24 protein-coding genes and 1 riboswitch are annotated in these 24,649 nt (G+C 51.2%); of the genes, 2 read left to right on the forward strand and 22 right to left on the reverse strand.

The features are described 5' to 3' along the window. Nucleotides 1-56: 56 nt before the first annotated feature. Nucleotides 57-1,121 (reverse strand): carbamoyl phosphate synthase small subunit, encoded by a 1,065-nt coding sequence (locus tag LK436_RS13325; protein ID WP_008395089.1) that lies wholly within the window; start codon nucleotides 1,119-1,121, stop codon nucleotides 57-59. Between the two features lie 45 nt (nucleotides 1,122-1,166). Next, nucleotides 1,167-2,777: a CTP synthase gene (locus tag LK436_RS13330; protein ID WP_044930344.1), complete on the reverse strand. Its 1,611-nt coding sequence runs from the start codon at nucleotides 2,775-2,777 to the stop codon at nucleotides 1,167-1,169. A 373-nt stretch (nucleotides 2,778-3,150) separates the two neighbouring features. Between LK436_RS13330 and LK436_RS13335 the strand changes: the two genes are divergently transcribed. Continuing rightward, complete coding sequence (locus LK436_RS13335) at nucleotides 3,151-5,244, forward strand: glutamine synthetase III (RefSeq protein ID WP_008395086.1); 2,094 nt, start codon at nucleotides 3,151-3,153, stop codon at nucleotides 5,242-5,244. Between the two features lie 13 nt (nucleotides 5,245-5,257). Further along, on the forward strand, nucleotides 5,258-6,901 hold the full coding sequence (gene asnB / locus LK436_RS13340) for an asparagine synthase B (RefSeq protein ID WP_044930343.1): 1,644 nt from the start codon (nucleotides 5,258-5,260) through the stop codon (nucleotides 6,899-6,901). Between the two features lie 31 nt (nucleotides 6,902-6,932). Here the strand turns inward: asnB and LK436_RS13345 are convergent, their stop codons facing one another. From LK436_RS13345 to LK436_RS13440, 20 genes are all read right to left on the reverse strand, one after another. Beyond that, a complete protein-coding gene (locus tag LK436_RS13345) occupies nucleotides 6,933-7,964 on the reverse strand; it encodes a DUF6930 domain-containing protein (RefSeq protein ID WP_008395084.1) in 1,032 nt (343 codons plus the stop codon). 108 nt (nucleotides 7,965-8,072) lie between these two features. Continuing rightward, on the reverse strand, nucleotides 8,073-8,753 hold the full coding sequence (locus LK436_RS13350; RefSeq protein WP_008395083.1) for a YczE/YyaS/YitT family protein: 681 nt from the start codon (nucleotides 8,751-8,753) through the stop codon (nucleotides 8,073-8,075). Next, complete coding sequence (locus LK436_RS13355; protein WP_008395082.1) at nucleotides 8,750-9,178, reverse strand: MarR family winged helix-turn-helix transcriptional regulator; 429 nt, start codon at nucleotides 9,176-9,178, stop codon at nucleotides 8,750-8,752. Before LK436_RS13355 ends, LK436_RS13350 begins: the two co-directional genes overlap by 4 nt. A 240-nt stretch (nucleotides 9,179-9,418) precedes the next feature. Then, nucleotides 9,419-10,036, reverse strand: coding sequence for a flavodoxin family protein (locus LK436_RS13360; RefSeq protein WP_008395080.1), 618 nt, complete (start codon nucleotides 10,034-10,036; stop codon nucleotides 9,419-9,421). A 58-nt stretch (nucleotides 10,037-10,094) separates the two neighbouring features. Then, nucleotides 10,095-10,526 (reverse strand): cupin domain-containing protein, encoded by a 432-nt coding sequence (locus tag LK436_RS13365; protein WP_008395079.1) that lies wholly within the window; start codon nucleotides 10,524-10,526, stop codon nucleotides 10,095-10,097. 156 nt (nucleotides 10,527-10,682) lie between these two features. Continuing rightward, nucleotides 10,683-11,777, reverse strand: coding sequence for an aldo/keto reductase (locus tag LK436_RS13370; protein WP_008395078.1), 1,095 nt, complete (start codon nucleotides 11,775-11,777; stop codon nucleotides 10,683-10,685). Between the two features lie 130 nt (nucleotides 11,778-11,907). Beyond that, nucleotides 11,908-13,038: an aldo/keto reductase gene (locus LK436_RS13375; RefSeq protein ID WP_008395076.1), complete on the reverse strand. Its 1,131-nt coding sequence runs from the start codon at nucleotides 13,036-13,038 to the stop codon at nucleotides 11,908-11,910. 385 nt (nucleotides 13,039-13,423) lie between these two features. Further along, nucleotides 13,424-14,014 (reverse strand): AAA family ATPase, encoded by a 591-nt coding sequence (locus LK436_RS13380; protein ID WP_008395074.1) that lies wholly within the window; start codon nucleotides 14,012-14,014, stop codon nucleotides 13,424-13,426. Nucleotides 14,015-14,145: 131 nt separating this feature from the next. After that, nucleotides 14,146-14,943 (reverse strand): bifunctional hydroxymethylpyrimidine kinase/phosphomethylpyrimidine kinase, encoded by a 798-nt coding sequence (thiD, locus tag LK436_RS13385; protein WP_008395073.1) that lies wholly within the window; start codon nucleotides 14,941-14,943, stop codon nucleotides 14,146-14,148. A 97-nt stretch (nucleotides 14,944-15,040) separates the two neighbouring features. Then, nucleotides 15,041-15,343 (reverse strand): thiamine-binding protein, encoded by a 303-nt coding sequence (locus LK436_RS13390; protein WP_008395072.1) that lies wholly within the window; start codon nucleotides 15,341-15,343, stop codon nucleotides 15,041-15,043. A gap of 27 nt (nucleotides 15,344-15,370) precedes the next feature. Then, complete coding sequence (locus LK436_RS13395) at nucleotides 15,371-16,012, reverse strand: HAD family hydrolase (RefSeq protein WP_008395071.1); 642 nt, start codon at nucleotides 16,010-16,012, stop codon at nucleotides 15,371-15,373. Then, nucleotides 16,005-16,664 carry a thiamine phosphate synthase gene (gene thiE / locus LK436_RS13400; RefSeq protein ID WP_008395070.1) on the reverse strand — a complete coding sequence of 220 codons (660 nt, stop codon included), beginning with the start codon at nucleotides 16,662-16,664 and terminating at the stop codon, nucleotides 16,005-16,007. The genes LK436_RS13395 and thiE overlap by 8 nt, the downstream gene beginning before the upstream one ends. Further along, nucleotides 16,645-17,487 carry a hydroxyethylthiazole kinase gene (thiM, locus tag LK436_RS13405; RefSeq protein WP_227910074.1) on the reverse strand — a complete coding sequence of 281 codons (843 nt, stop codon included), beginning with the start codon at nucleotides 17,485-17,487 and terminating at the stop codon, nucleotides 16,645-16,647. The genes thiE and thiM overlap by 20 nt, the downstream gene beginning before the upstream one ends. Nucleotides 17,488-17,634: 147 nt before the next feature. Then, nucleotides 17,635-18,195, reverse strand: coding sequence for an energy coupling factor transporter S component ThiW (gene thiW / locus LK436_RS13410; protein WP_008395068.1), 561 nt, complete (start codon nucleotides 18,193-18,195; stop codon nucleotides 17,635-17,637). A gap of 180 nt (nucleotides 18,196-18,375) precedes the next feature. After that, nucleotides 18,376-18,482, reverse strand: a riboswitch (TPP riboswitch). A gap of 314 nt (nucleotides 18,483-18,796) precedes the next feature. Next, nucleotides 18,797-20,878, reverse strand: coding sequence for a heavy metal translocating P-type ATPase (locus tag LK436_RS13415; RefSeq protein WP_008395067.1), 2,082 nt, complete (start codon nucleotides 20,876-20,878; stop codon nucleotides 18,797-18,799). A 7-nt stretch (nucleotides 20,879-20,885) separates the two neighbouring features. After that, nucleotides 20,886-21,188: a DUF6110 family protein gene (locus tag LK436_RS13420; protein WP_008395066.1), complete on the reverse strand. Its 303-nt coding sequence runs from the start codon at nucleotides 21,186-21,188 to the stop codon at nucleotides 20,886-20,888. A gap of 211 nt (nucleotides 21,189-21,399) precedes the next feature. After that, nucleotides 21,400-21,633, reverse strand: a complete 234-nt coding sequence (locus LK436_RS13425) for a transcriptional repressor (protein ID WP_015544046.1) — start codon at nucleotides 21,631-21,633, stop codon at nucleotides 21,400-21,402. A 51-nt stretch (nucleotides 21,634-21,684) separates the two neighbouring features. Then, a complete protein-coding gene (locus LK436_RS13430) occupies nucleotides 21,685-22,062 on the reverse strand; it encodes a heavy-metal-associated domain-containing protein (RefSeq protein ID WP_008395063.1) in 378 nt (125 codons plus the stop codon). 85 nt (nucleotides 22,063-22,147) lie between these two features. Then, a complete protein-coding gene (gene feoB, locus LK436_RS13435) occupies nucleotides 22,148-24,154 on the reverse strand; it encodes a ferrous iron transport protein B (protein WP_008395062.1) in 2,007 nt (668 codons plus the stop codon). A gap of 97 nt (nucleotides 24,155-24,251) precedes the next feature. Beyond that, a complete protein-coding gene (locus LK436_RS13440; RefSeq protein ID WP_008395061.1) occupies nucleotides 24,252-24,464 on the reverse strand; it encodes a FeoA family protein in 213 nt (70 codons plus the stop codon). Between the last annotated feature and the right edge of the window lie 185 nt (nucleotides 24,465-24,649).

Here is a 24,649-nt window from a genome sequence, read left to right on the forward strand (position 1 = left end):
CCTTATCTGTCTTTTCGTACTGCTCTATGGCAAAGCTGAACTGCCAGGCGGGGCTTCTACCGTTTCAGCATCCCTAAAAAATCATCAAACAGAAAATCTGTGTCCTTCGGGCCTCCGCACGCCTCCGGGTGAAACTGGACGGAGTACACGGGGTAATTTTTATAGCGCAGCCCCTCATTGGTCCCGTCATTGACATTGACAAAGGAGGTTTCAGCTACAGAGGTATCGATGCTGTCCTCCCTCACCGCATAGCCGTGATTCTGGGAGGTAATGTAAATCCGCCCTGTCTTTCCGTCCTTTACAGGCTGGTTGGCTCCCCTGTGGCCGTATTTCATCTTCTCTGTCTGAAAACCGTGTGCAAGGGCCAGAAGCTGATGGCCGAGACAGATTCCCATCATCGGAATACCGCTTTCCAAAAGCTCTCTCAGATTTTTTATAATCTCCGTGTTCTCTGCCGGATCTCCCGGACCGTTTGTCAGGAAAATTCCGTCCGGCTTGTACTTGAGAACCTCCTTTGGGGAAGTGGAAGCCGGAAGCACCCACACGTCACAGTCTCTCTCCAGGAGGGAGCGCAGAATATTGTCCTTCCTTCCGAAATCCAGCATGACCACCAGTCTGCGGCTGGCCCTGCCGCGAAACAGCGTCGGCTCATGGATTGTCACCTGGGAAACCGGGTTCTCACAGCGAAAGGCCCTGATCTGTTCCAGATCTGCTCTCGACGGGTCATCTGTGATGAACCCGTTCATAGTTCCATGCTCTCTGAGCATTTTTGTGAGAGCCCTTGTGTCAATACCGCAGATGCCGGGAATCTGGTTTTCCTTCAGGTAGCTGTCCAGATCTGTATCGCACCGGAAATTGGAGGGATGGGCGCACCATTCCCGCACAATATAGGCAGAAAGCCCTGCAGTCCCGCTCTCCTGATCCTCCCTGATGATTCCATAATTTCCAATCAGAGGAAAGGTCTGGACAACCGCCTGCCCTTTATAGCTCTTATCTGTCAGCGTCTCAATGTAGCCTGTCATGGCCGTGGTAAACACGATCTCTGCCGTTACCTCTCTGTCAGCTCCGAAAGCCGTGCCTTTCAGCACTTTTCCGTTCTCCAGGACAAGGTATCTGTTCATTCGTCTGTTCTCCTTTCCAAAAGTCTTTGCGCCGGCCAAGCCTTATTAGCGCAGATTTTCTCTCTTTTTCAGCGCGCTCTCCACAAGCCCTTTAAACAGAGGGTGAGGCCGGTTCGGACGGCTCTTAAACTCAGGGTGGAACTGGACGCCCACATAAAAATCATTCCCGGGTATTTCCACTGTCTCTACCAGCTTTCCGTCCGGGGATGTGCCGCTGATGACGAGTCCGTTTGCCTCCAGCCTGTCCCTGTAACTGTTGTTAAATTCATAGCGATGGCGGTGGCGCTCATAAATGAGGCTGCTGCCGTAGCACGCCTCCATTCTGCTGCCCTTCTTTATGCTGCACGGATAAGCCCCCAGTCTGAGTGTTCCCCCTTTGTCCGTAAGATCATCCTGATCCGGAAGAAAATCGATCACCTTATAGGGGGAATCCGGATTGAACTCCCTGGACGACGCCCCTGTCATGCCGCAGACATTTCTGGCAAACTCAATCACGGCAATCTGCATTCCCAGACAGATTCCCAGGAAGGGGACATTGTGCTCTCTGCAGTATCTGGCAGCCTCCACCATTCCGTCGATTCCTCTCGTCCCGAAGCCGCCCGGCACGATAATTCCGTCACAGGCTCCTAACACCTGGGCAGCATTGTCCTCTCTCACAGTTTCCGAGTCAATCCAGCGGATATCGATTCTTGAGCCGCAGTCATAGCCTGCATGGCTCAGGGCTTCAGCCACAGAGAGATAGGCGTCATGGAGTTTTGTGTATTTGCCCACCAGGCCTATGGTCACTGTCTTTTTCCTTCCCTTGATCCGCTCCACCATGGCCTTCCAGTCGGCAAGATCCGGCTCCCTGGCTCTCAGCTGAAGCTCCCGGCAGACAATCTCTGAAAAATGTTCCCGCTCCAGCATCAGGGGAGCTTCATAGAGTACAGGGATCGTCAGATTTTCAAAAATACAGTCCTCTTTCACGTTGCAGAACAGGGCTGTCTTTTTGAAAATTTCCTCCTCCAGAGGCTCGTCGCAGCGAAGTACGATCAGATCCGGCTTAATTCCCATCCCCTGAAGCTCCCGGACCGAGTGCTGGGTGGGTTTTGACTTATGCTCATTGCTTCCCCTCAGGAACGGAACAAGAGTCACATGAATGTAAAGGCTGTTTTCCCTGCCGACTTCCAGCCCCACCTGGCGGATAGCCTCCAAAAAGGGCTGGCTTTCGATGTCGCCGGTGGTTCCGCCGATTTCAGTGATCACCACATCCGCGTTCGTCTTTTTGCCAACCCTGTAGATAAAATCCTTGATTTCGTTGGTTATGTGAGGGATCACCTGAACCGTCTCTCCCAGATACTCCCCCCGGCGCTCCTTGCTGAGGACATTCCAGTAAACCTTCCCCGTCGTCAGATTGGAATACTGGTTCAGATCCTCATCGATAAACCGCTCATAGTGTCCGAGATCCAAATCAGTCTCCGCGCCGTCCTCTGTCACGTATACCTCTCCGTGCTGATAAGGGCTCATAGTCCCCGGATCCACATTGATATAGGGATCCAGCTTCTGTGCGGCAACCTTTAAGCCTCTGGCCTTCAGCAGCCGCCCGAGAGAAGCCGCCGTGATCCCTTTTCCAAGTCCGGATACCACTCCGCCTGTCACAAAAATGTACTTCGTCATCCCAGATTTCCTCCTCATCTTCTGCCTCCGCAAAAAAGCCCGATTTTCAGAAAAGGCGTCCGCCAGGGGGATATTTCCCCCTGAAGCGAACGCCTTTGTTCTCTCTTAAAATTGTATTTTCTGCAGTTTGGAATCATTTATACAGGAAAATGACTCTGCTGTCAAGCAAATTTTTTTTGAAACAACAGTTGACAAATCTCTCTCAGCGCGCTATAGTATCACCCAAACAAACGGCAAGGGCGCCGGCCAATGGTCAAAGTGCCCTCTGTCGTTTTTTTATTTTTGGAGAAACCTGACGGTTCCTCTCCAGTTCCCGCCCGGACGCGCTGTCCGGGCATGACAGCTCATACTCTGAAAAGAAGGAGGAGACATTATGAAAAAACCTGACGCCATTTTCGGTTCTATGGTATTCGGCGAAAACGCCATGAGAGAACGTCTTCCAAAGGACGTATACCGCCAGCTTCTGCGCACCATCCATGACGGGCGAAGCCTGGATCCCCAGATAGCCGATACCGTTGCCAACGCTATGAAGGACTGGGCTCTGGATCATGGAGCCACCCACTTTACTCACTGGTTTCAGCCCATGACAGGCATCACCGCTGAAAAGCACGACAGCTTCATTACTCCCGCCGGCGATGGAAAAATTATCATGGATTTTTCCGGCAAAGAGCTCATAAAGGGCGAACCGGACGCCTCCTCTTTCCCTAATGGAGGGCTGAGAGCCACCTTTGAGGCAAGAGGCTACACCGCCTGGGATCCCACCTCCTACGCCTTTATCAAAGACCGGGTGCTGTGCATTCCCACTGCGTTCTGCTCCTACGGCGGGGAGGCTCTGGATAAGAAGACGCCTCTTCTCAGGAGTATGGAAGCTCTGAGCCGTCAGGCTGTCCGCATTCTGCGCCTCTTCGGCAATGGCGGCGTATCCTGGGTGCGCCCCACTATCGGAGCAGAGCAGGAATATTTTCTCATCGATGAGGAGGTATTCCTGAAGCGAAAGGATCTGATTCTGACCGGCAGAACTCTGTTCGGCGCCACATCCCCCAAGGGACAGGAGCTGGACGATCACTACTTCGGCGCGGTCAAGCCCAGGGTCCAGGCTTTTATGGACGAGCTGAATGAGGAGCTGTGGAAGCTGGGCATCCTGGCAAAGACAGAGCACAATGAGGTGGCCCCTGCCCAGCATGAGCTGGCTCCCGTGTTTATCACCGCCAATGTGGCCATGGATCAGAATCAGCTCACCATGGAGATGATGCAGAAGATTGCCAGACGCCACCATATGGTATGCCTGCTCCACGAGAAGCCCTTTGAGGGAATCAACGGAAGCGGCAAACACGACAACTGGTCTCTGTGCGACAGCCTTGGAAATAACCTGCTGGATCCCGGAAACACGCCTGGAAGCAATCTCCAGTTTCTTCTCTTCCTCTGTGCCGTCATAAAGGCGGTGGACGAGTATCAGGATCTCCTTCGTCTGAGCGTCGCCTCCGCGGGAAATGATCACCGCCTGGGCGCCAACGAAGCCCCTCCTGCCATCGTTTCCATTTTTATCGGCTCCGATCTGGAAAAGGTGCTGGATTCCATTGAGAGCGGCTGCCCCTATGACGGATGCGGTGAGAGGGAGTTTATGCGCGGCGCCCATGTGCTCCCAAAATTTCCACGGGATACCACCGACAGAAACAGGACTTCCCCCTTTGCCTTTACAGGCAATAAGTTTGAGTTTCGTATGCCAGGCTCCTCCTCCTCTCTCTCCGGCCCCAACATTATGCTGAACACAGCTGTGGCCGAGGAACTCCGGCAGTTTGCCGATATTCTGGAACCGGCCGGGGACTTTGAGGCAGCTCTCCACACCCTGCTGAAAAAGACCATATCTGAACATAAACGGATTATTTTCAACGGAAACGGTTACGATGAGAGCTGGATCGAAGAGGCCAGGACCCGCGGGCTCCTGAACCTGAAAACTACTCCGGACGCTGTGTCACATTTTACAGATGAAAAGAATCTGGCTCTCTTTTCCAGGCACAGGGTATTCAGTGAGGCAGAGGCAAAGGCCCGCTGTGAGATCATGTTTGAGAACTATGTGAAGGTTCTGAATATCGAAGCGCTGACCATGAGCGAGATGGTGCTCCGGGATATTCTTCCGGCCGTATCCCGCTTTTCCGGAGAGCTGGCAGCGGCGGCCCGCAGAAAAGCGCGGCTGTCCTCCAAGGCTCCGTCTGGCTATGAGTGCACAGTGGCGGCTCAGCTGTCCTCCCTTGCTGATCAGGCTTTTGAGGAGGCAGGCGAGCTGGAAAGGCGGCTGGGAGAAGCGAGGGAAATGGCAAAGCTCTGTGAACAGGCCTTTTTCTATCGTGACAGCATCGTGCCTGCCATGGAGGCCCTGCGCTCCACAGTGGATCGCATGGAGGGTCTGACCGATTCCAGCGCATGGCCTTATCCGTCCTACAGCGATATTATATTCAGTGTGAAATAGGAGGAGATCTGATATGTGTTCAATTATGTGCTGCTGCAGGGCCGGGGCCGACAGGGAGGAGTTTTCCTCCCTCTTCGGCCGCTCGGAGGAGAGAGGCCCTGACGATACGAGAATTGTAGATACCGGCCGCGGCCTCATAGGCTTTAAGCGGCTGGCGATTATGGGGCTCTCCCCCGAAGGTATGCAGCCCTTTTCAGATAAAGACATCTGCGTCGCCTGCAACGGCGAACTGTACGGGTTCCGACCTGTCCGGGAAGCCCTTATTAAAGAGGGATGGGAGTTTAAGAGCGGCAGCGACTGTGAACTTCTCCTGCCGCTGTATAAAAAATACGGAACCGGCATGTTCCGTCTCTTAGACGCAGAGTTTGCTCTTGTTCTGTTCGACAAAGCTTCCGGCTCCTTCCTTGCAGCCAGAGATCCTTTCGGCATCCGTCCTCTTTTCTATGGATATGACAGCCAGGGGGCTATCTGCTTTGCAAGCGAGGCCAGATGCCTCGTAGGCCTGTGCCGGAGAATCTTTCCCTTTCCTCCCGGCTGCTACTACAAGGACGGCGCCTTCGTAAAATACAGGGACGTGTCCGCCCCGTCGGCGGACAGTATCTTTTCCCGCCGTTTTCCCTCTCCCTTTCACCCGGATGAGGAACACCTGTCCGATCCTTCTGAAGATTTAGATACCATCTGCCGAAACATCAGGATCCTTCTCACAGACGGTGTGAAAAAGAGGCTGGATTCAGACGCTCCCATGGGCTTTCTGCTGAGCGGCGGCCTGGATTCCTCCCTTGTATGCGCCATCGCATCCCGTCTGCTTAGCCGTCCCATCCGCACCTTTGCCATCGGAATGGCAAAAGACGCCATTGACCTCAAATACGCCCGGGAGGCCGCCGAATACATCGGAAGCGAACACACGGAAGTACTCATAGACCGCGAAGATGTAATCCGCGCGCTGGATCCGGTGATTTCTATTCTGGGCACCTATGACATTACCACCATCCGGGCTTCCATCGGAATGTACCTGCTCTGCCAGGAGATTCACAGAACCACCGACATCCGTGTTCTGATGACAGGGGAGATTTCCGACGAGCTGTTCGGCTATAAATATACGGATTTTGCCCCTGACGCCGCAGCCTTCCAGGAGGAGAGCAAAAAACGTGTAAGGGAGCTTTATCTGTACGACGTGCTGAGAGCAGACCGGTGCATCAGCGACAATTCCATGGAGGGCCGCGTCCCCTTCGGAGATCTGGCCTTTGCAGAATATGTCATGAGCATCGACCCTGAGAAAAAGAGAAATGTCTATGGAAAGGGCAAGTATCTGCTGCGCCGGGCATTTCTGGGCTCCGGCATTCTCCCTGAGAACCTCCTGATGCGCGAAAAGGCCGCATTCTCTGACGCGGTAGGCCATTCCATGGTAGACTGTCTGAAGGAATATGCGGACTGCCTCTACAGCGACAGTGAATTTTCATCCAAAGCCGCCGTCTTTGATTTCTGCCCGCCCTTCACGAAGGAATCTCTCCTGTACCGGGAGATTTTTGAGCGTCACTATCCCGGCCAGGCGGAAATGATCCCGGGCTACTGGATGCCGAATCAGAGCTGGGAGGGCTGCCATGTAGCTGATCCCTCTGCCCGGTATCTGTCCAACTACGGCGATAGCGGAAAATAGCGGAAGCAGGAAAGATTCCTTAGCACGTTTCCTACTCCTGTCCGTCCTCTGTCCCAGCGTCCGTCAGCTGTTCCACCATCTCTTCCATCTCTTCCAGATCGCTGTGCACAAGAGGGATGTCACACTTTTTGCAGGTATCGGTCAGAGCCGCAAAGATCCAGGGATTTCTGGCGTAAATGGTGCGCGGCCTTCCGCTCTTCATCACATAGGTGAGCAGGAAATGGAGGATCGCGTTTACCTCGCTGTCCCTGGGCTCTAAAACCTGCATATTGGCAATTTTCCTGCTTCTCTTATCCATAACCAGAAAGGCGCGGGGGAAAAACGGCTTGTCATAGCCCTCCTCCATCACCTCCGCATTCATGTAGAACAGATCCATACACAGTTCATAAATGCTCCTGGGTCTGGACTTCACAGCCTCTATCTGGTCCTGGCTTCTCAGCCTTGCAAGAGGATACTTTCTGTTCCCGTCAGGTAGAGGCGCCGAATAGTTTCTCCACTCTCCTGCCTCACTGTCATAGGAACGCCACAGGTGCTCTCCCCTCTCATATCGGATTTTCACCTTTCCGGACTTCACGTCACCTGCCGCCTCGCACAGCTCCCACAGGGCCTGGGCCATAACGGACACCTGCCTTTCGTCAGGAGTCCACGGCGCATAGGCCTTCTCGAAGGCGAGAAAGCAGGGCCATTTGCCTCTGCCGCGGAAGGAGAGATTCAGCTCCTTTATCCTGTCACGCTGCTCCTTCGGCACATCCTCCCGATCCACAAAGCTTAAGGAGACACACTGCTGTTCTCTGAGCGCAAAAACACTGAAGGGTCCTTCCTCACCCCTGGTTCCCTCCAGAAGATCAAAGTCCTCCAGCCCTCTCTCTCCCTCATACATCGTCACTCCGCAGCCGGCAATTCCCCGGCCTGCAATACTCATAAACACAGGTTCTCTTTTATCCTTCAGCTGTATCGCTACCAGATCCGTATCCCAGAAATTGTCCCATGGAGCAAGTTCCATCAGACGAACGGCAGCCTTATACAGAGATTTCCACAATTCCAGGGAGGCTTCTCTTCTCATTATCTATCCCTCTCTTTTCAGTACTGTCACTTTTATTTCCCCCTGTCCATCTTCCTGGCTGCCTGAAAAAGCAGGCAGCTCAGACCTTCCGGCAGGAATTCAGTTCTATTATGGCACAAAATTTGCAGATGGACAAGAAGCAGATGCGGCCAGATCTCTTATTTTCCGGACAGCAGGGAGATGAAGGTTAACAATATTCACAAATTTTCCCACTGTAAGAGCCGAGATCACGGTGCCGAGGCCGACGCCGTTCAGCCTTCCAAAAAACAGGAAGGACAGAGCCGAGGCAATTACAATCAGGCTGACATCAAAATAGACCTTCACAGAGCCAAATTTGAGTCCCGTGGTCTGGGAAATTGCGCGCACTGCCCCTTCCCCGGGAACCACCAGCACATCAGGGGCTACCTCAATGCTGATTCCGACAGCCAGTATGACGCATCCTGCCAGAAGGCTTACGATTCTGAGCCCGAACGCCTCCGGCTGGAAAAAAGACAGCAGCGTCATGCTCACATCGATCAGCACGCTGAACAGCACATTGACTGCTACCTGAAGAAACTGCACAGGCTGAAAATTCTTTTTCAAAAGTACTGCCTGGATCAGAATAAACAGCAGGTTTACAAAAAAGGTTGTCATGCCAAAGCTGACAGATGGGAACCGGAGGCTTAAGACATAGGGAACGCTGGAAATCTGGGAGGTTCCCAGAGCGCTTTTCGTGATGAAGGCAACACCGAAAGAGTTGATCGCCACTCCAAGTATAAAATATAAATAACGCTTTAGTATCTGTTTCATTCGGTCTCATCCTCCAGGTTTGCTATAATTTTATTCAATGTGGAAAGAAAGCCTGCCCTTTCACTGGCAGAAATTCCCTGAAAGGCCTTCTCATCCGTTTCAGAAAAAATCCTTTTCACTTCTCTGGCAGCCTGCTCTCCCTTTGGCGTTAAAAAAATATGATATGCCCTTCTGTCAGCCGGACTTCCGCTTTTAACAAGCAGTCCCTCCCGTTCCATCCGGGTCAGCAGACTTGTCATCGTCGATTTATCGAGCACACAGCCCCTGCATATATCCTTTGCGATGCAGCCGTTGTTTTCTTCTACGTATTCCAGAATCTTAGGCTGTCCCGGGAGCAGCGGCAGCCTCGATGTTCTCTGGACAATCCGCTTATTGCAGTGATGAAAGGCTCTGAGCAGCAGGACATGCAGTTCTTCATTGAGCATTCATTTCCCTCCTTTATATAGTTTGATATCAAACTATATGATAAGACAAAATTCTCCCTTCTGCAAGTCCTTTTTTGCACAAACAGGGAACGGGGGCCAACATCAATCCTGCTCTTCCTGTCTTCTTCTCTCTTCTCTCAAAACTGCCCGGAATCCTTTATCTTCTGAAAAAAGGCCAGGCAAAGACCTCCAATACAGATACAGGCCGCCGAAACGGCGGCCTGCCAGGACAGTGGGATCCTATCGTATAAAATTGGTAAACACCTGAGGCTCTCTCTCTGGAAGACCGAACGTCTCCTTTCCAAGAGCAATGCTCTTCATAAGGAATGTCATGTTGGCCGCCAGAGTGCGCATAGTCTGAAGTCCCTCCTCGTCCTCCAGTGCCTCTCCGGCATTCCTGCCGTGCACGCTGTTCCAATACTGGCTGGAGGCCACCGGCATTCCCGTGATAGTAAAATACTTGTTCAGCTCATCAAAGGTGGCAGAGCAGCCTCCCCGCCTTGCCACTGCCACACTCGCCCCGACCTTCATGGTCTTGTCAAAATGCGTGCTGTAGAACAGCCGGTCCAGACAGGCGATCAGCGTGGCGTTTGCAGAGGCATAGTACACAGGGCTGGCAATCACCAGACCGTCAGCTTCCTCAAACTTCGGAGCCAGCTGGTTTACCTCATCCTCAAACACACACCGTCCCGTCTTGCTGCAGGAATAGCAGGCAATGCAGCCTCTGATATCCCTGGCCCCAATCTGCACGGTTTCCACCTCGACTCCTTCCCTTAAAAATACACGCTCCATCTCCTTTAAGGCGGCAGACGTATTTCCGTTTTTTCTCGGGCTGCCGTTGAGCATCAATACTTTCATCCCTGTACCTCCTGAACCTGAATTCCGTCATATTTTCACTCTGTTTTGCAGCAGGTTCCTATGGAAGCCGGCTGTATTCCTCATCCTCCACAGCCTCCAGCCACTCATTGGAAGCGCCGTCGGCCGGCACCTCCACGGCCAGATGCTGAAACCAGCTGTCCTTAGCCGCTCCGTGCCAGTGCTTCACCTCCGGAGGAATGTTTACCACATCCCCGGCATGAAGCTCGACAGCTTCCTTTCCCCACTCCTGGTACCAGCCGCGGCCTCCTGTCACAAGGAGGATCTGGCCTCCTTTGTGGTGAATATGCCAGTTGTTTCTGCAGCCGGGCTCAAAGGTGACATTTCCAATCCCCACCCCTGCTGTTGTCAGCATCTTCAGGTAGCTTTGGCCTTTAAAATACTGGGAGAAGGCTGTATTTTCCTCTCCTGCCGGAAATACTGCCCCCTGGCCAAGTTTTTCTTTCACCAGTTCTTCCACATTTTCCTTCATATCTGCTCTTCTCCTGTCATGTTTCTGCTTTTTATTTCCATACCATTTTCCCCGAAGTTCTCCCGGGGCCTTGGCTCTCTGTTCTCTGATACCGGTTCTTGACGCTCCTGCATGTTCCGAAACCGCAAAGGGCCTCTTTCGTTGGCGTTTTCCGGGCTATTTTCCGAAGTACCCGGCAATCTCCTTCATCCGCTCTGCCTGGCCTACATGGAAGGGACAGCGCCTGTCACAGTGGCCGCAGCCAATGCAGTCAGAGGCTTTCTTTTCCAGATTCTCATAGTGGTCCCTCGCGAGAGCATCTCCTGCCATTGCCAAATCGTAGTACTTGTTGATCAGCCCCACGTCAAGCCCTGCCGGGCATGGCTGGCAGTGGTTGCAGTAGACGCAGATGCCCTCTGCATCCTGAGGGGCAAAGGTTCCGAGAACCGAGTAGTCCTTCTCCTCTCTGGACGCCCTGAAAAATCCCAGAATACGTTCCAGATCCTCCTTTCCCCGGATGCCCGGAAGCACCGTCACCACTCCCGGCTTGTCGAGGGCATACTGGATGCACTGGTATTCTGTCAGCGCTCTCTTAAAGGGAGAGGTCTTTGCATTTAAAAGCTGTCCGCCTCCAAATGCCTTCATAACTGAAATTCCCACTCCCTCGGCCTCGCAGCGGCGGTACATGGCCATTCTCTCGTCCACGCTGCCGATGGCATAGTCTCCCTGCCTGTAATCATAGGCAGGATTGATGCTGAACATGACCATGTCGATATCGCCCTCATCGAGAAAGCGCTCCACAATCGAAGGCGTGTGGGACGAAAGACCGATGTGGCGGACTGTCCCTGCCTTCTTCAGCTCTCTGATATACTCCAGCGTCCCGCCGGACAGTACCTTTTCCCAGTCTGCCTGTTCGTCAATGCAGTGGATAAAGCCAAAATCGATATAGTCTGTCTTAAGAGCCTGAAGCTGCCAGTCCACTGATTTTTTTATATCCTCCAGCTTAAGCGTCCAGCCGTATTTCCCGCTTCTGTAATCCGCTCCGAAATGGATCTGGTAGAACACCTGATTTCTGTACCCTAAAACAGCATTTCCAAAGGCGGAAAACGGCGAGGCGTCTGCCGCTGCCATATCAAAATAGTTGATGCCGTTTTCCAGGGCCAGGGCGATGGTTTCCTCTGCCTCCCTCTGCCCTGCCGCTCCCAGAGAGCTGTTTCCAAGCCCCAGAATGCTGATGTTCTCTCCTCCCCGCTGTAATCTGCGATACTCCATCCTTTCAATCTCCTTCTAAACTCTGTTCCTGCGCATCATTTTTTCACCCTGCCCGGCTCCGCGCCTTTTCTTCCTCTCCTGCTTTTTTGCCGGCTGAATACTCCGCAGCGCAAAAAGGGGAGCGCCGTCTCTATCCCAGTTTCCTGACAAAGTCCTTCATGGCCTCAGAAATTTTGATCTGCTGGGGACAGACAGCCTCACAGCTTCTGCAGCCGATACATGCAGAAGGCCTCTTATCCTCCGGAACTGCCGAAAGCGCCATAGGGGCAATAAATCCGCCCTCTGTAAAGCTGTGCTCATTGTATAAATTCAGCAGAGAAGGAATGTCAAGTCCCTTAGGACAGTGGCTGACACAATAATGGCAGGCCGTACAGGGGAGGGCTGTTTTCTTTACCATCCCTTCTGCAATCTCTGCCAGCACCTTTCTCTCCTTCTCGTCTAAAGGCCTATCCTCCTTAAAGGTTTCGATATTGGCCTGCATCTGCTCCATATTGGACATACCGGATAAAACGACGGTCACTCCCGGGATTGTCTGAAGGAAGCGGAAGGCCCAGGCAGGAATGGGCTCATCCGGGCGCAGTTCTTTCAGCCGCTTTTCACCTTCCTCAGGGAGAGAGGCCAGCCGTCCTCCCCGGAGGGGCTCCATTACCCAGACAGGAATCTTCTTCTCAGCCAGCAGCTCCACCTTTGCCCTGGCATCCTGAAAATCCCAGTCTATGTAATTCAGCTGGATCTGGCAGAATTCCATGGCGTCGCCATAGGCGTCGAGGAAGCGCTTCATAACATCCAGGCTTCCATGAACGGAAAATCCCAGATGGCGGATTCTGCCCTCTTTCCTCTGCCTTGTCAGATAATCGTAAATTCCGTATTTCGGATCCAGGTATGCGTCAATGTTCATCTCGCAGACATTGTGGAACAGGTAAAAATCAAAATATTCTACCTGGCATTTTTCCAGCTGCTTCTCGAAAATCTCCTCCACCTTATCCATATTGGAGAGATCGTAGCCCGGAAATTTTGTGGCCAGATAAAAACTGTCCCTGGGGTATTTTTTGAGAATCCGTCCCATCACAAGCTCGGACTGGCCGCCGTGGTATCCCCATGCCGTATCAAAGTAATTTACCCCGTGCTCTATGGCATAGGCAGCCATCTTCTCTGCAGCAGCCTCATCGATCCGGGAATCATCCCCGTCAATCACCGGCAGCCTCATCGTTCCCATTCCAAGGGCTGAAAGATTCAGGTTCTGAAATTTTTTGTAAATCATATCTGCACGCTCCTCCTTCTGTCAGTCAAAAATCCTGTGCCGGAACTTTTCCATCGTTCTTAAGAAGATATCTCTGCACCCGCCTCTGAAGCTTTTTGAAGCTATTGTAAAAGCTGTTTCTGGATACACAGTATCCTTCGTATTATTCTGCAAGGTTCCAGCTTTAAACTGATTATATGCCCTGGAGTTCACTCTAAGTCAATACTAATTTTCTCCGGCAGCGTATCTGTCCAAAAAAGGCAGCCTCTGTCTGTGGTGTGCTCCCTCCTAAGTGACAAGCTTTAATTTTTTACTTGTCTGCCCAGAAGGGAGCATATCAACTGCAGAAGCTGCCCCTATTTTTTCTTTTCCTGTCCTGTATTTTCCCCTGCGTTCCTGCCGGCCCCTAAAATGCTTCCAGATAGGCCAGCACTGCCTTCAGACAGCCATCGATCCCTGCCAGTCCCGTATCAAGGCACAGGTGGTAATTCTGGGCCCTGCCCCAGGTATTCCCCGTATAGTACTGGTAATAATCTTTTCTCTTTGCGTCTACCTCGCGGATATGGCGTTCGGTCTCCTTCGGATCCGTACTCTTTTCAATGGCCATCACCCGCATCACCCGCCGTTCCATCCTGGCGTGCAAAAAGAGGTTGACGCTGTCCTCCAATATCATATCTGCACACCGGCCCACAATCACACACGGGCCGTGGGCAGCCAGGCGTCTGATTACATTGGACTGGGCCACAAACAGCTGATCTGAAATATTTACCTGGTATAAATCTGCCAGAGCTACATATCTCTCATGATTCAGATAATCCGGAATCTCCACCCTCTCGTCATAGCGCCGGAAAGCCTCTTCCGCAATCTCCATATCGTCAGCTGCCATGGAAATCAGCTCTTTATCATAAAAAGGAATCCCCAGAGCTTCTGCGAGCTTCACCCCCAGCTCTCTTCCTCCGCTTCCGAATTCCCGGCTGACCGTTATAACCTTGCTCATAGCACGCACCCCTTTCCTTCATCCTGCCTTCGCAGATATCGTGTCTGATATCCCCATTATATCATGCAGTCTGTCGAAAAGGAAGGAAAAACGGCGTTTCAGATCCGCAGTTTAAATTCCAGTGCCCTCTCCTATTCTGCAAATGTGCCTGTAAGCGCAAAGCCATGATCCATCGGGCCGCTTCCCGCTCCCAGATTAAGCATTTCGGCGAGGGCAAGAGAGAGATAATCCTTGGAGCGGCGGACGGACTCAGACAGGGAGTAACCCTTGGCCAGATTGGAGGCAATGGCGCTTGAAAGCGTGCACCCCGTTCCATGGGTATTGGGATTGTCAATCCTCTTTCCACAGAACCATTCTCCCTTTCGTCCGTCAAACAGGAAGTCATCTGCGTCGCTGACGCTGTGTCCTCCCTTGACCAGCGCGGCGCAGCCGAATTTCTCCCAGATTTTTACAGCTGCAGCCTCCATCTCACTTTTTTCCCTTATCTTCATGCCGGCCATAATCTCCGCCTCCGGTATATTCGGAGTGACCACGAGCGCCAGCGGCATAAGCTCCTTCTCCAAAACAGCGACTGTCTCCGTCTCCATCAGACGTGAACCGCTGGTAGCCACCATCACAGGATCCAGCACAATGCGCTCTGCTCTGTGAAAGCGGAGCCTGTCTGCCGTCATCTGCACCAGAGCTTTTGAGGGAACCATACCTATTTTTACCGCATCCGGCCGGATATCCTCAAAGACTGCGTCGATCTGCTGTCCCAGAAATTCCGGGCTGCTCTCCAGTATCCCCCTCACCCCTGTGGTATTCTGGGCCGTTAGCGCCGTCACAGCGCTCATGCCATAGACACCGTTCATAATCATGGTCTTTAAGTCTGCCTGGATTCCTGCTCCTCCGCTTGAATCGCTCCCTGCTATTGAAAGTACTGTTTTCACTTTTGTTCCTCCCGCTCTCTGCGCTTCGTCTGCTTACCGCTGTGTCTGTTTCGGCCTTCCGGTGCTTCTTTCGGCCCTTTCCCGGCTCCCGGCACTCCTATTCGTCCCTGTATTTTCCAATCTTCTGATCAATCGTCAGGATCTCCCCATCGGGGCGGTACACAATCTTTACATAGGCTGAAACCTTCGGCGCTCCGGCCCTGACTGCCACATGCTGGCACTCCTTGACAATATCCATCAGTTCGTCATAGCTCTCCCCCTCTATCGTCGTTTCAAAGGGGCCTACTTCACAGTGGAGTCCCGTGCTTTTTATATATTCAATCACCTGATCCACAATCCGGCATACCTCCTGGTCACTGTCCACCTTGGGCAGAACCTGAATTGCAATGCTTGCGCTCATACCACTCTCTCCTCTCTTTTTTCTTTTCTATCCCAGGCAGTCTCTCCAGCTAAGCACCACCTCGTCAGCCATCTGCTTTAACTGGTCAAAATCCTTCGATCCCCTGTCATATACACCGACCACGTAGAATCCCGCCTGTCTCGCTGTTCTGGCAGCAAACAGTGCATCCTCATAAACGGCGATCTCCCCGGGCTGTGCACCGAACCGGCGTGCGGCCTCCTCATAGACCCTGGGGCTGTCCTTTCCGCGGCCTACCTCCTCGCAGGAAATGAGGAACTCGAAATACGGCAGAATACCGAGCCGCTTCAGGCAGTCGCTGACAAGGTGTCTGTCCGTCGCAGATGCAACGCACATTCTGACTCCCTGGCTGGCGAGCTGCCTGATATATTCACCGGCTCCGTCCTTCAGCGGAATATCCTTCCTGTAATGCTCCTCTATCATGGCATTCATCTCGCCTGCCACCTGCTCCGGCGTATCCTCCAGGCCGAATGTCCTGACAAACAGAGCCGCAGACTCCGCCATTGTCATCGTTTTAATTTCATCGGCTATGCCCTCCGGAACAGGATGGATCCCCCGTTTTTTCAGGAATTCCCCGGCCAGCTCCGCCCAGCAGACCATGGAATCTGCCAGTGTTCCGTCCAGATCAAACACAGCAAACTGCTTATCCATGTCTTACCATCTCCTCTGCCAGCTTTCTCAGATTCTCTGCGGCCTCTCCCGGCCGCTCTGCGGCGAAAATAGCTGACACCACAGCCACTCCGTCCACTCCCGTTCCCGCAAGCTCCATCAGATTGGACGGCTGAATACCTCCGATTGCCACAATGGGAATGGAAACAGAATTCCGGATTTCCCGGAGTGCGTCCACAGACAGGTTTCTCGCATCCTTCTTTGTGCTGGTTCCAAACACGGCTCCCACGCCTATGTAGTCTGCCCCTACCTTTTCTGCTACGGCAGCCTCCTCAGGCGTTCCGGCTGAAATCCCCAGAATCCGGTCAGGGCCTATCATAGCGCGGATATCACGCCCTTTTATATCTGACTGCCCCACATGAACACCGTCTGCCTGAATTTTCAGAGCGATCTCCACGCTGTCATTCACCACAAACGGAACCCTGTATTCTGCACAGAGCTCCTTAAGCTCCCTGGCCTCAGCCTCAAAGGAAGCCTCATCCAAGTCCTTCTCCCGGATCTGCAGAAAGGTAGCTCCTCCCTTCAGAACCTCCCTGCATACACCAGACAGACTCTCCCCTTCTCTCAGCCAGGAGCGATCCGTCACTGCATAGAGCAGCATCGCCCTTCTGATCTCATCCCTGGAAAATTTCATACCGCATCCCTTCCTTTAACTGTTCTTCTGTCAGATTAAATACTGCATCAATTAAGTCCGTGCGAAACGTGGCATTTCCCGTGCCGTTTCGTTTTCTTTTTTCGTCTGCCAGCTCGCCGCAGACGTTCATGACAGCCGCCCCGGCGCATGCAGCTGCAAAGGAGTCCTCCCTCCCTGCACCGGAAAATGCGCCCAGGAGCGCAGTCTGCATACAGCCGCTTCCTGTAATCCTGGCCATCACCGGACATCCGCCACGGAAGACGGCTGTCTGATTTCCGTCAGAGATCAGATCGATTTCCCCGGATACAGCCGTTACGCTCCCGGTTCTTCTCGAAAGCTCCCTGAACTCTTCTGCAGCCCTGAGAAGATTCTCCTCTGTGACTCGATCGGCTCCGCCTGCATCCACCCCGCTTCCCGCAGCCTGCCTGCCGGCCAGATAGCGAAGCTCTGAGGCATTGCCCCGTATAATTGAAAAATGTACTTCCTCAAGCAGCCGCCTGGACTCTCTCCTGCGAAGCTCTGTGCCGCCGGCTGCCACCGGATCGAGAATCACCGGCTTTCCCAGAGCATTGGCCCGCTGCCCTGCCAGAATCATCGCATCAATGTTCTCAATCGCGCCCATATTGCAGACAAGGGCTGCCGCTCCCTCCACTGCCTCTGCCGCTTCCCGTATATCGTGGGCCATGGACGGCGAGCCTCCCGCTGCCAGTATCACGTTGGCACAGTCATTGACCGTGACAAAATTTGTGATGCACTGCACCAGCGGACCCTGCTCCCTTGTCCTGCAAAACACTTCTAAAATTCTCTCTTGTAACTGATCCATTCCCGGTCCCTTTCCGACTCCTTTTCTGCCTGTTCGGCTCCGTTCTGACTCGTTTCCGGCGTCATTTCTGCCCTGTCCCAGCTTCATTCCGACTCAGCTTCATTCCTACTCAGCTTCTGATTTCAGTACAGCATGTAAGCTGACTGTCTATCCGATCGCATCCATCATCCGCCCGAATACTCCGGCGCGCTTTAAAAGCAGAAGCACTGCAATTCCCATGGCAGCTCCGACAGCAGCTGCCGGCGTGTAGAATGGAATATAATAGAAGGGAGACTGGGCATCCAGTCCGTAAAACAGCTTCATAAGAGGGTAGGATACCATGGCTCCGCAGAATCCGGTTCCCACCACCTCCCCTGCAAACACGAGATAAATATTTTTTGTCTTTCTGTACAGAAGTCCTCCCAGAATCGGCCCAAATACAGCCCCTGCCACTGCCTGGATAGTCCGCCCGCACATCATTCTCATCAGCCCGCACAGAAGCGCACTGACAAACCCGTACCACGGACCCAGAAATACAGCCGCCAGCACATCCACAAAATGCTGAAACGGAGCCATTGCCGGAAAATAGACAAAGGTATTCAGCACAAAGGCCAGACACGCAAACATGGCTGTCAAGACCATTTTTCTGGTTCTAAGGGACATTCCTGTTCTCTGCTGAACAGCTGCCCTGTTTTTTTCCTTCACTGTTTGGTTCACTGTCTTGTTCATTTTTCTACTTCTCTCCTTTGAAATACAGAGAAAACAGCCTGTCACAGCGCCGCTTTCTCCAGAATCAGGACAGAAAGGATTCACTCCTTTCCGCCCGGCGGTTCGGTTGCTTACAGAGCAAAGTCCCGGCGCTGCAAAAGGACATACAAAAAGAGACGCCTGATGCAGCGTCTCCCGAAAAAATCTCACCCTTTGACTTCCTACGACGGCATTATCCGCATCAGGTTAAAGGGTCGAAGTTCGATTACTTCCTCTCAGCCTGCCCACAAGCTCCCCTGTTTTTTATCGTGCCTATTATACCGCCGGATTCTTAAAAATGCAAGCCCTCTGTCTGATCTTTCATTTATCTGTCCCATTTCTTTTCGTTTACATCAAAACTGAACCAGCCAGTGCGGCCTTTTCATTTCATTATTCATTTATAAGTAAACACTCCCTCTTAAGCTGCTTCCAGACTAGAATTTACCGGCCTTAGCAGCTTCTTCAATGGAGACAGCCGCCAGGTATGTCTTCCGCTTAGATGAAGCACTCGGTGCATATCTTCATTCAAAGAAAAAAGACAAAAGACGATTTCTCTGAAAAACCGTTCTTCTGTCTTCCTTCATTATTTTTCCGGCAATAGAGTTCCCATACTCTTCAGGCTAATGGCTAAAGTAGACGTATTATGCAGCAGCGCGGAAGTCGTAGGCTGGATAACTCCCGCCACGCCAAGCGCAATCAGGGCCGCATTGATGGTAACTATTCCTCTGTAATTTTCCTGAATTCGATCCATCATAGCATTCGACAGGCGTTTCAGCACTACGATCTCCCGCAGATCTTCTGCGGCAATCGTTATATCCGCAATCTCACGGGCAATTTCTGCCCCATCGCTGACAGCGATTCCCGTATCTGCAGCTGAAAGCGCCGGCGAATCGTTGATTCCGTCGCCGATCATCACGACCTTTCTTCCTGCTGCTTTTTCTTTTTCGACAAATCCCGCCTTATCCTCCGGAAGCACCTCGGAATAATATTCATCCACTCCCACGCGCTTTGCGATCGAGGCTGCGGTTCGCTCGCTGTCGCCAGTCATCATAACAACTTTGGAGATGCCTTCTGCTTTCAGGAGCCTTACCATCTCCTCTGCTTCTTCTCTGAGCGGATCCTCAATACAGATTACTGCAACCAGCTCTCCGTTAATGGCAAGAAACAAATGGGAGTATTCTTCAGGCAGCATGTCAAACCGCTCTTGATATTCCGGACGGATTCGGCATTTTTCGTCTTCAAAGACAAAATGCCTGCTTCCAATTACGGTTTTCTTTCCGCCTATAGAAGAAGAAATCCCATGAGCCACAATATATTCTACCTTGGAGTGCATTTCCTCATGGCACAGGTTTCTTTTCTTTGCAGCATCCACGACGGCTTTTGCCATAGAATGAGGGAAATGCTCCTCTAAGCAGGCTGCGATCCTGAGCGCCTCCGCTTCTGGATAATCTCCAAACACAACGACTTCTTTTACCGTCGGCTGCGCCTTTGTCAGCGTGCCCGTTTTATCAAATACAATCGTGTCTGCCCCGGCTACCGCCTCCAGGTATTTCCCGCCCTTTACAGTAATACCGTTTTGTCCCGCTTCCCGTATGGCAGAAAGCACGGCGATCGGCATGGCCAGTTTCAGCGCGCAGGAAAAATCCACCATAAGAACCGACAGCGCCTTCGTCGCATTGCGGGTAATAAGTCCCACAAGCCCTGTTCCTAACAGCGTATACGGCACCAGACGATCTGCCAGGTGCTCCGCCTTGCTTTCCAGATCTGATTTCAGTTTCTCCGAATCTTCGATCATTGTCACGATCTTCTCAAACCTGGTGGCGCCGGACACAGCCCTGACCAGAATTTCCAGCTCCCCTTCCTCCAAAACAGTTCCGGCATAGACGGACTGTCCCTCCGTTCTTCGTATCGGAAGAGCTTCCCCAGTCAGAGACGCCTGGTTTACCATCCCCTCTCCAGCAGCCACCTCTCCGTCAAAAGGAATTACATTTCCCATGCGCACAACGACTCTGTCCCCCGGCAGAATATCGCAGGCAGGAACAAGGATCTCCCCTTCATCTCTTTTCAGCCAGACTTTCTTTATATTTAAAGACATACTGCGCGCCAGATCTCCTACTGATTTTTTGTGGGTCCATTCCTCCAGCAGTTCCCCGACGCCCAGCAAAAACATAACGGAGCCGGCAGTATTAAAATCTCCCCTCAGTACAGATACGCCAATCGCCGTTGCATCCAAAACCGGAACCTCTATTTTCCGCCTTTCCAGGCACCGGATTCCCTTTCCAATATACCGAATCGCTTTAAGGGCAATCCATACTTTCCTTACTGGATTCGGAATTATCAGCCTTCCCCCGTAGTGAAACAGTACTTTTGCAATCAGCTTTTCTCTGTATGCGGAATTTAAAGTGCGTCCGGAACTTGACAATACCGTATCCGGCGCTTCTGCCTTCTCTAAACAAAACTTTTTTAATTCACAGAGCAGCTCTTTACGGTTCCCCGTATAATAGATCACAGCATCTGCGGTGCGTTCATATACTTTGACCTTTGTGATATTTTTCTGTTTTTCAAGAGCCCAGCAAAGAGCATCCGCCTCCTCACATGTCATACGGTTTCGCATGACATGAATACGGAGGCGGCCCTGTATCTCATGCTTAATAAGAAATTTCATCTTTTATCTATTCGTTTTCTTTCTGTTCAGACGCACCCTCTTCCTGAACCCCGTCCTCCATTACCTGCATCGCTTCCTCTTCCGCGCGTTTCTCATTGATTTGCTGCGCCTCCGCAAGAATATCCTCCGCATTCTCCTGTACCGCCGCTGCGGTTTTCATAACGCAGTCTTTCGCCCGCAGCGCGGCTGCCGTACAATTTGTATATACCTTTTTCGCATCCTTACTGGAAAGAATCTTTACACCCACAGTCCCGAATACGGCTCCCCCTACGAAACAGCCGATCTTTTTTAAAGCAGAATCACTAAACATCTTATGTACCTCCTGATTACTTGTGTTTATAGCCTGTATAGAATGCCATCAAAAAGCAAAAGACTGCCGCCCATGCCCAAAATCTGTGCTGCTTCACAATCATATCCCTTCCTTCTATAAAGCTTATATTATTTTCATGTTTCAGCATAACAAATTAATTTTGAGATAGTCAACGCTAATTACCCTTATTGATAAATCTTATCACTTTTCTCTATTTATAGACAATTTTCCTGCTCAGCACCCCGATATTTTCCAGTTCCTTTACCAAGCGGTAAACCGTTGCTATCCCAATATTCCTGTCAAGCTTTTCTACCTGGACATAAATTTCCTTGCAGCTGGAACATCTGCTTTCCAGGATAACATCCAGAATCATCTTTCGCTGCTCGGTAATGCGGCAGCCATTATCTCGCAGCTTTCTAATAATCGTTTCTTTTTCGCTGAGCATCCCCATGTTCTCCTAAGCGGCGCATTTTTGATTTATCAGATTTATAAAAAATCAACTCTGAATAGACTCGACGGAAAATCCTGCTCTTTCCACAGCAGCAGTCAAAATATCTTCCCCCACCTCCCGGTCCAGGGATATTTCCGCACACCCTTTAGAAAGATCTACCCTGGCAGAAACTCCGTCAATCTGGTTCAGGCTATCGGTTACGCTTTGTACGCAATGGCCGCAGTGCATCCCCGAAATTATAATATTTTTTCTGGCGATCACCGGTCCCGCCAGCTTTTTTCTTTTCTTCTTCCGTCCACCAGAACAGCTTCCACCTGCAGGGCAGCCGACGCATTTTACTCCATTTCTTTTTGCTCTGATCAGATACGCAGACGCTCCTCCGATCAAAACGGCCAAAATAAGAACCGCTACTAAATTTTCCATATGGCAGACTACATCCTTTCTTCAAATGGAAACGGCAGACAAAGGAACTCTCCTCTGTCCGCCGTCTGTTTCTCACTCACGTTTCTTATGATCTTACAGAATGTAAGCTATATTCCATAGCAAACTCTTTATCCGATTTGCGGATTCTCCAGATAATAATTAACGCAAATACAATAACTGCAATAAGGCCCGGAACAAATGCGGTGCCAAGAGAGCCGGTTGTGATCAGGGTGCCAACCTGGTATACGGTAAACGCCACCGTATAGCCGGTCGCTAACTGAAGGCAAATTCCTCCAAACAGCCACTTTCCGCTCTTCATCTCTGAATTCATCGCTCCCAACGCCGCAAAGCAGGGAGGTGTATAAAGGTTAAACATCAAATAGGCAAGAGCCGCCGCTTTTGTAAGTCCCATAACCGTCGCAACTTCGCTGCCGCTTCCAACCAGCGCCAGTTCATCCGTATCAATCAGGTTTGTAACGCCATACACAACCGCCAGAGTTCCCACTACGTTTTCTTTTGCAATGAACCCTGTCACTGCCGCCGCTGCAAGCTGCCACACTCCAAATCCGAGCGGGATAAACAGAATTGCAAACGGATGGGCAATCGACGCAAGGATGGACGTACTCTCTGCCCCCTCTTCCACAAGCTGGAACTGCCAGTTAAAACTCTGCATAATCTGCACCACCGTATTGCATACCAGGATAATGGTTCCTGCTTTTACAATGTACGCTTTTCCTCGTTCCAGCATAGAGCCGAACGCTCTTTTTAAACTCGGGAATTTGTATTCCGGAAGCTCAATGATAAAGAATGATTTTCTATATTTTTGTCCTGTAATTTTTTTGACAAGCAGGGCCCCAAGAAGCACTAACAGGATACCTACCAGATACATAGTCGCTGAAACCCACCAGGCATCTGCAAAGAACGCGCCGGCAAATAACGCAATTACCGGAATTTTTGCTCCGCACGGCATAAACGGCGTCAGCATCGCCGTTGTGCGGCGCTCTCTTTCATTGCGGATGGTACGGCAGGCCATAACTCCCGGAATTGCACACCCTGTGCCAATTACCATGGGAATGATAGATTTACCGGAAAGCCCGACTCTCTTAAAAATCGGATCCAGTACTACCGTCGCCCTGGCCATATAGCCGCAGTCTTCCAGCAAAGCAATCAGGAAATACATAACCATAACAAGAGGAAGGAATCCGACAACCGCGCCTACGCCGCCAATGATACCGTCTACCAGAAGCGCATACAGAAGCGGGTTTGCATTCTCCAGCATTCCGCCTACCCAGCCCTGGAAGGTCTCGATCCATGCCACCAGCCAGTCTGCAATCCAGGTGCCGAGAGTCGTCTGGGATATGTAAAATACAAGGAAAATAACCGCTGCGAAGATCGGAATACCGATAAGCTTATGTGTGATAACAGCGTCAATTTTGTCCTGTACGTTTTTGTCCTTTGTAAAAACTTTTCGCTTCTCTACCTGTTTTACAATATTGTTTACAAATTCAAAACGCTTTCTGTCAGCGGCTTCTACTGCCGTCTTGTCCTTCAGGTCAATATCCGCCTGCATATAAGGTGCCTTCTGCCCTTTTCCTTTCAGCTCAGCCGCAGCATGGACAGCTTCTTTGAGTCCCTCATGGCCGGAAGAAGTAGACACCGTTTTTATAACCGGACACCCCAGTTTTTCCGACAGAAGTTTTTCATCAATCTGCGTCTGTTTCTTATTGACAATATCGCTTTTGTTCAGCGCAACAACTACCGGCACTCCAAGTTCCAGAAGCTGTGTGGTAAAAAACAGGCTTCTGCTCAGATTCGTAGCATCTACGATGTTGATGATCGCATCCGGATTTTCGTTCTTGACATATCCGCTGGTAATACTTTCTTCCGAAGTAAACGGCGACATGGAATAAGCCCCCGGCAGATCTACCGCAATCACCTCTTCTGTTCCGTCATAATAGCTCTTTTTGATCGGACTTTCTTTTCTTTCGACCGTAACTCCCGCCCAGTTTCCGACGCGTTCATTTCTGCCGGTCAGCGCGTTGTACATGGTCGTTTTCCCGCTGTTGGGATTCCCTGCAAAAGCGATCCTCATAACTTTCCTCCTTTTTTGATGCACTTTGTTATATATATCTAACTATAATTAGTGCATACTAACTTTTATTCAAAAAAAATAGTGCTGACACTATTTTTTATATTGAAATAGCTTTCGCTAGATCAGTATCTATATTATAACGTCCATCTTTAATGGAAACTACGCAGCCGCCCTTTAGGTGGGAAACTACTGTAATCGGCTCACCGCTGTAACAGCCCAGGGAAAACAGGAAAGCAGTCAGTTCTTCATCATCCGTCTGAATTTCTTTTACAATATATTCTTCCCCTTCCTTTGCTTCCAGCAAATTCATACCTCTTCCCCCCTTTATAACTATACGTTTTCTTTTTCATCAACACAGAGTTAGTATAGTCTAATTCAAGTAAGTTGTCAATAATTTTTTAATATTTTTTTATAATTATCTGGTCTAATACAGGGGTTCATGCTACAATATTCGTATATTTTCCTGTCAACCATATCTGGCTTTAGAAGAGGTGA

Origin of the sequence: Clostridium sp. M62/1 (genome assembly GCF_020736365.1) — a bacterium.
Classification (GTDB): Bacteria; Bacillota; Clostridia; order Lachnospirales; family Lachnospiraceae; genus Otoolea; species Otoolea saccharolyticum_A.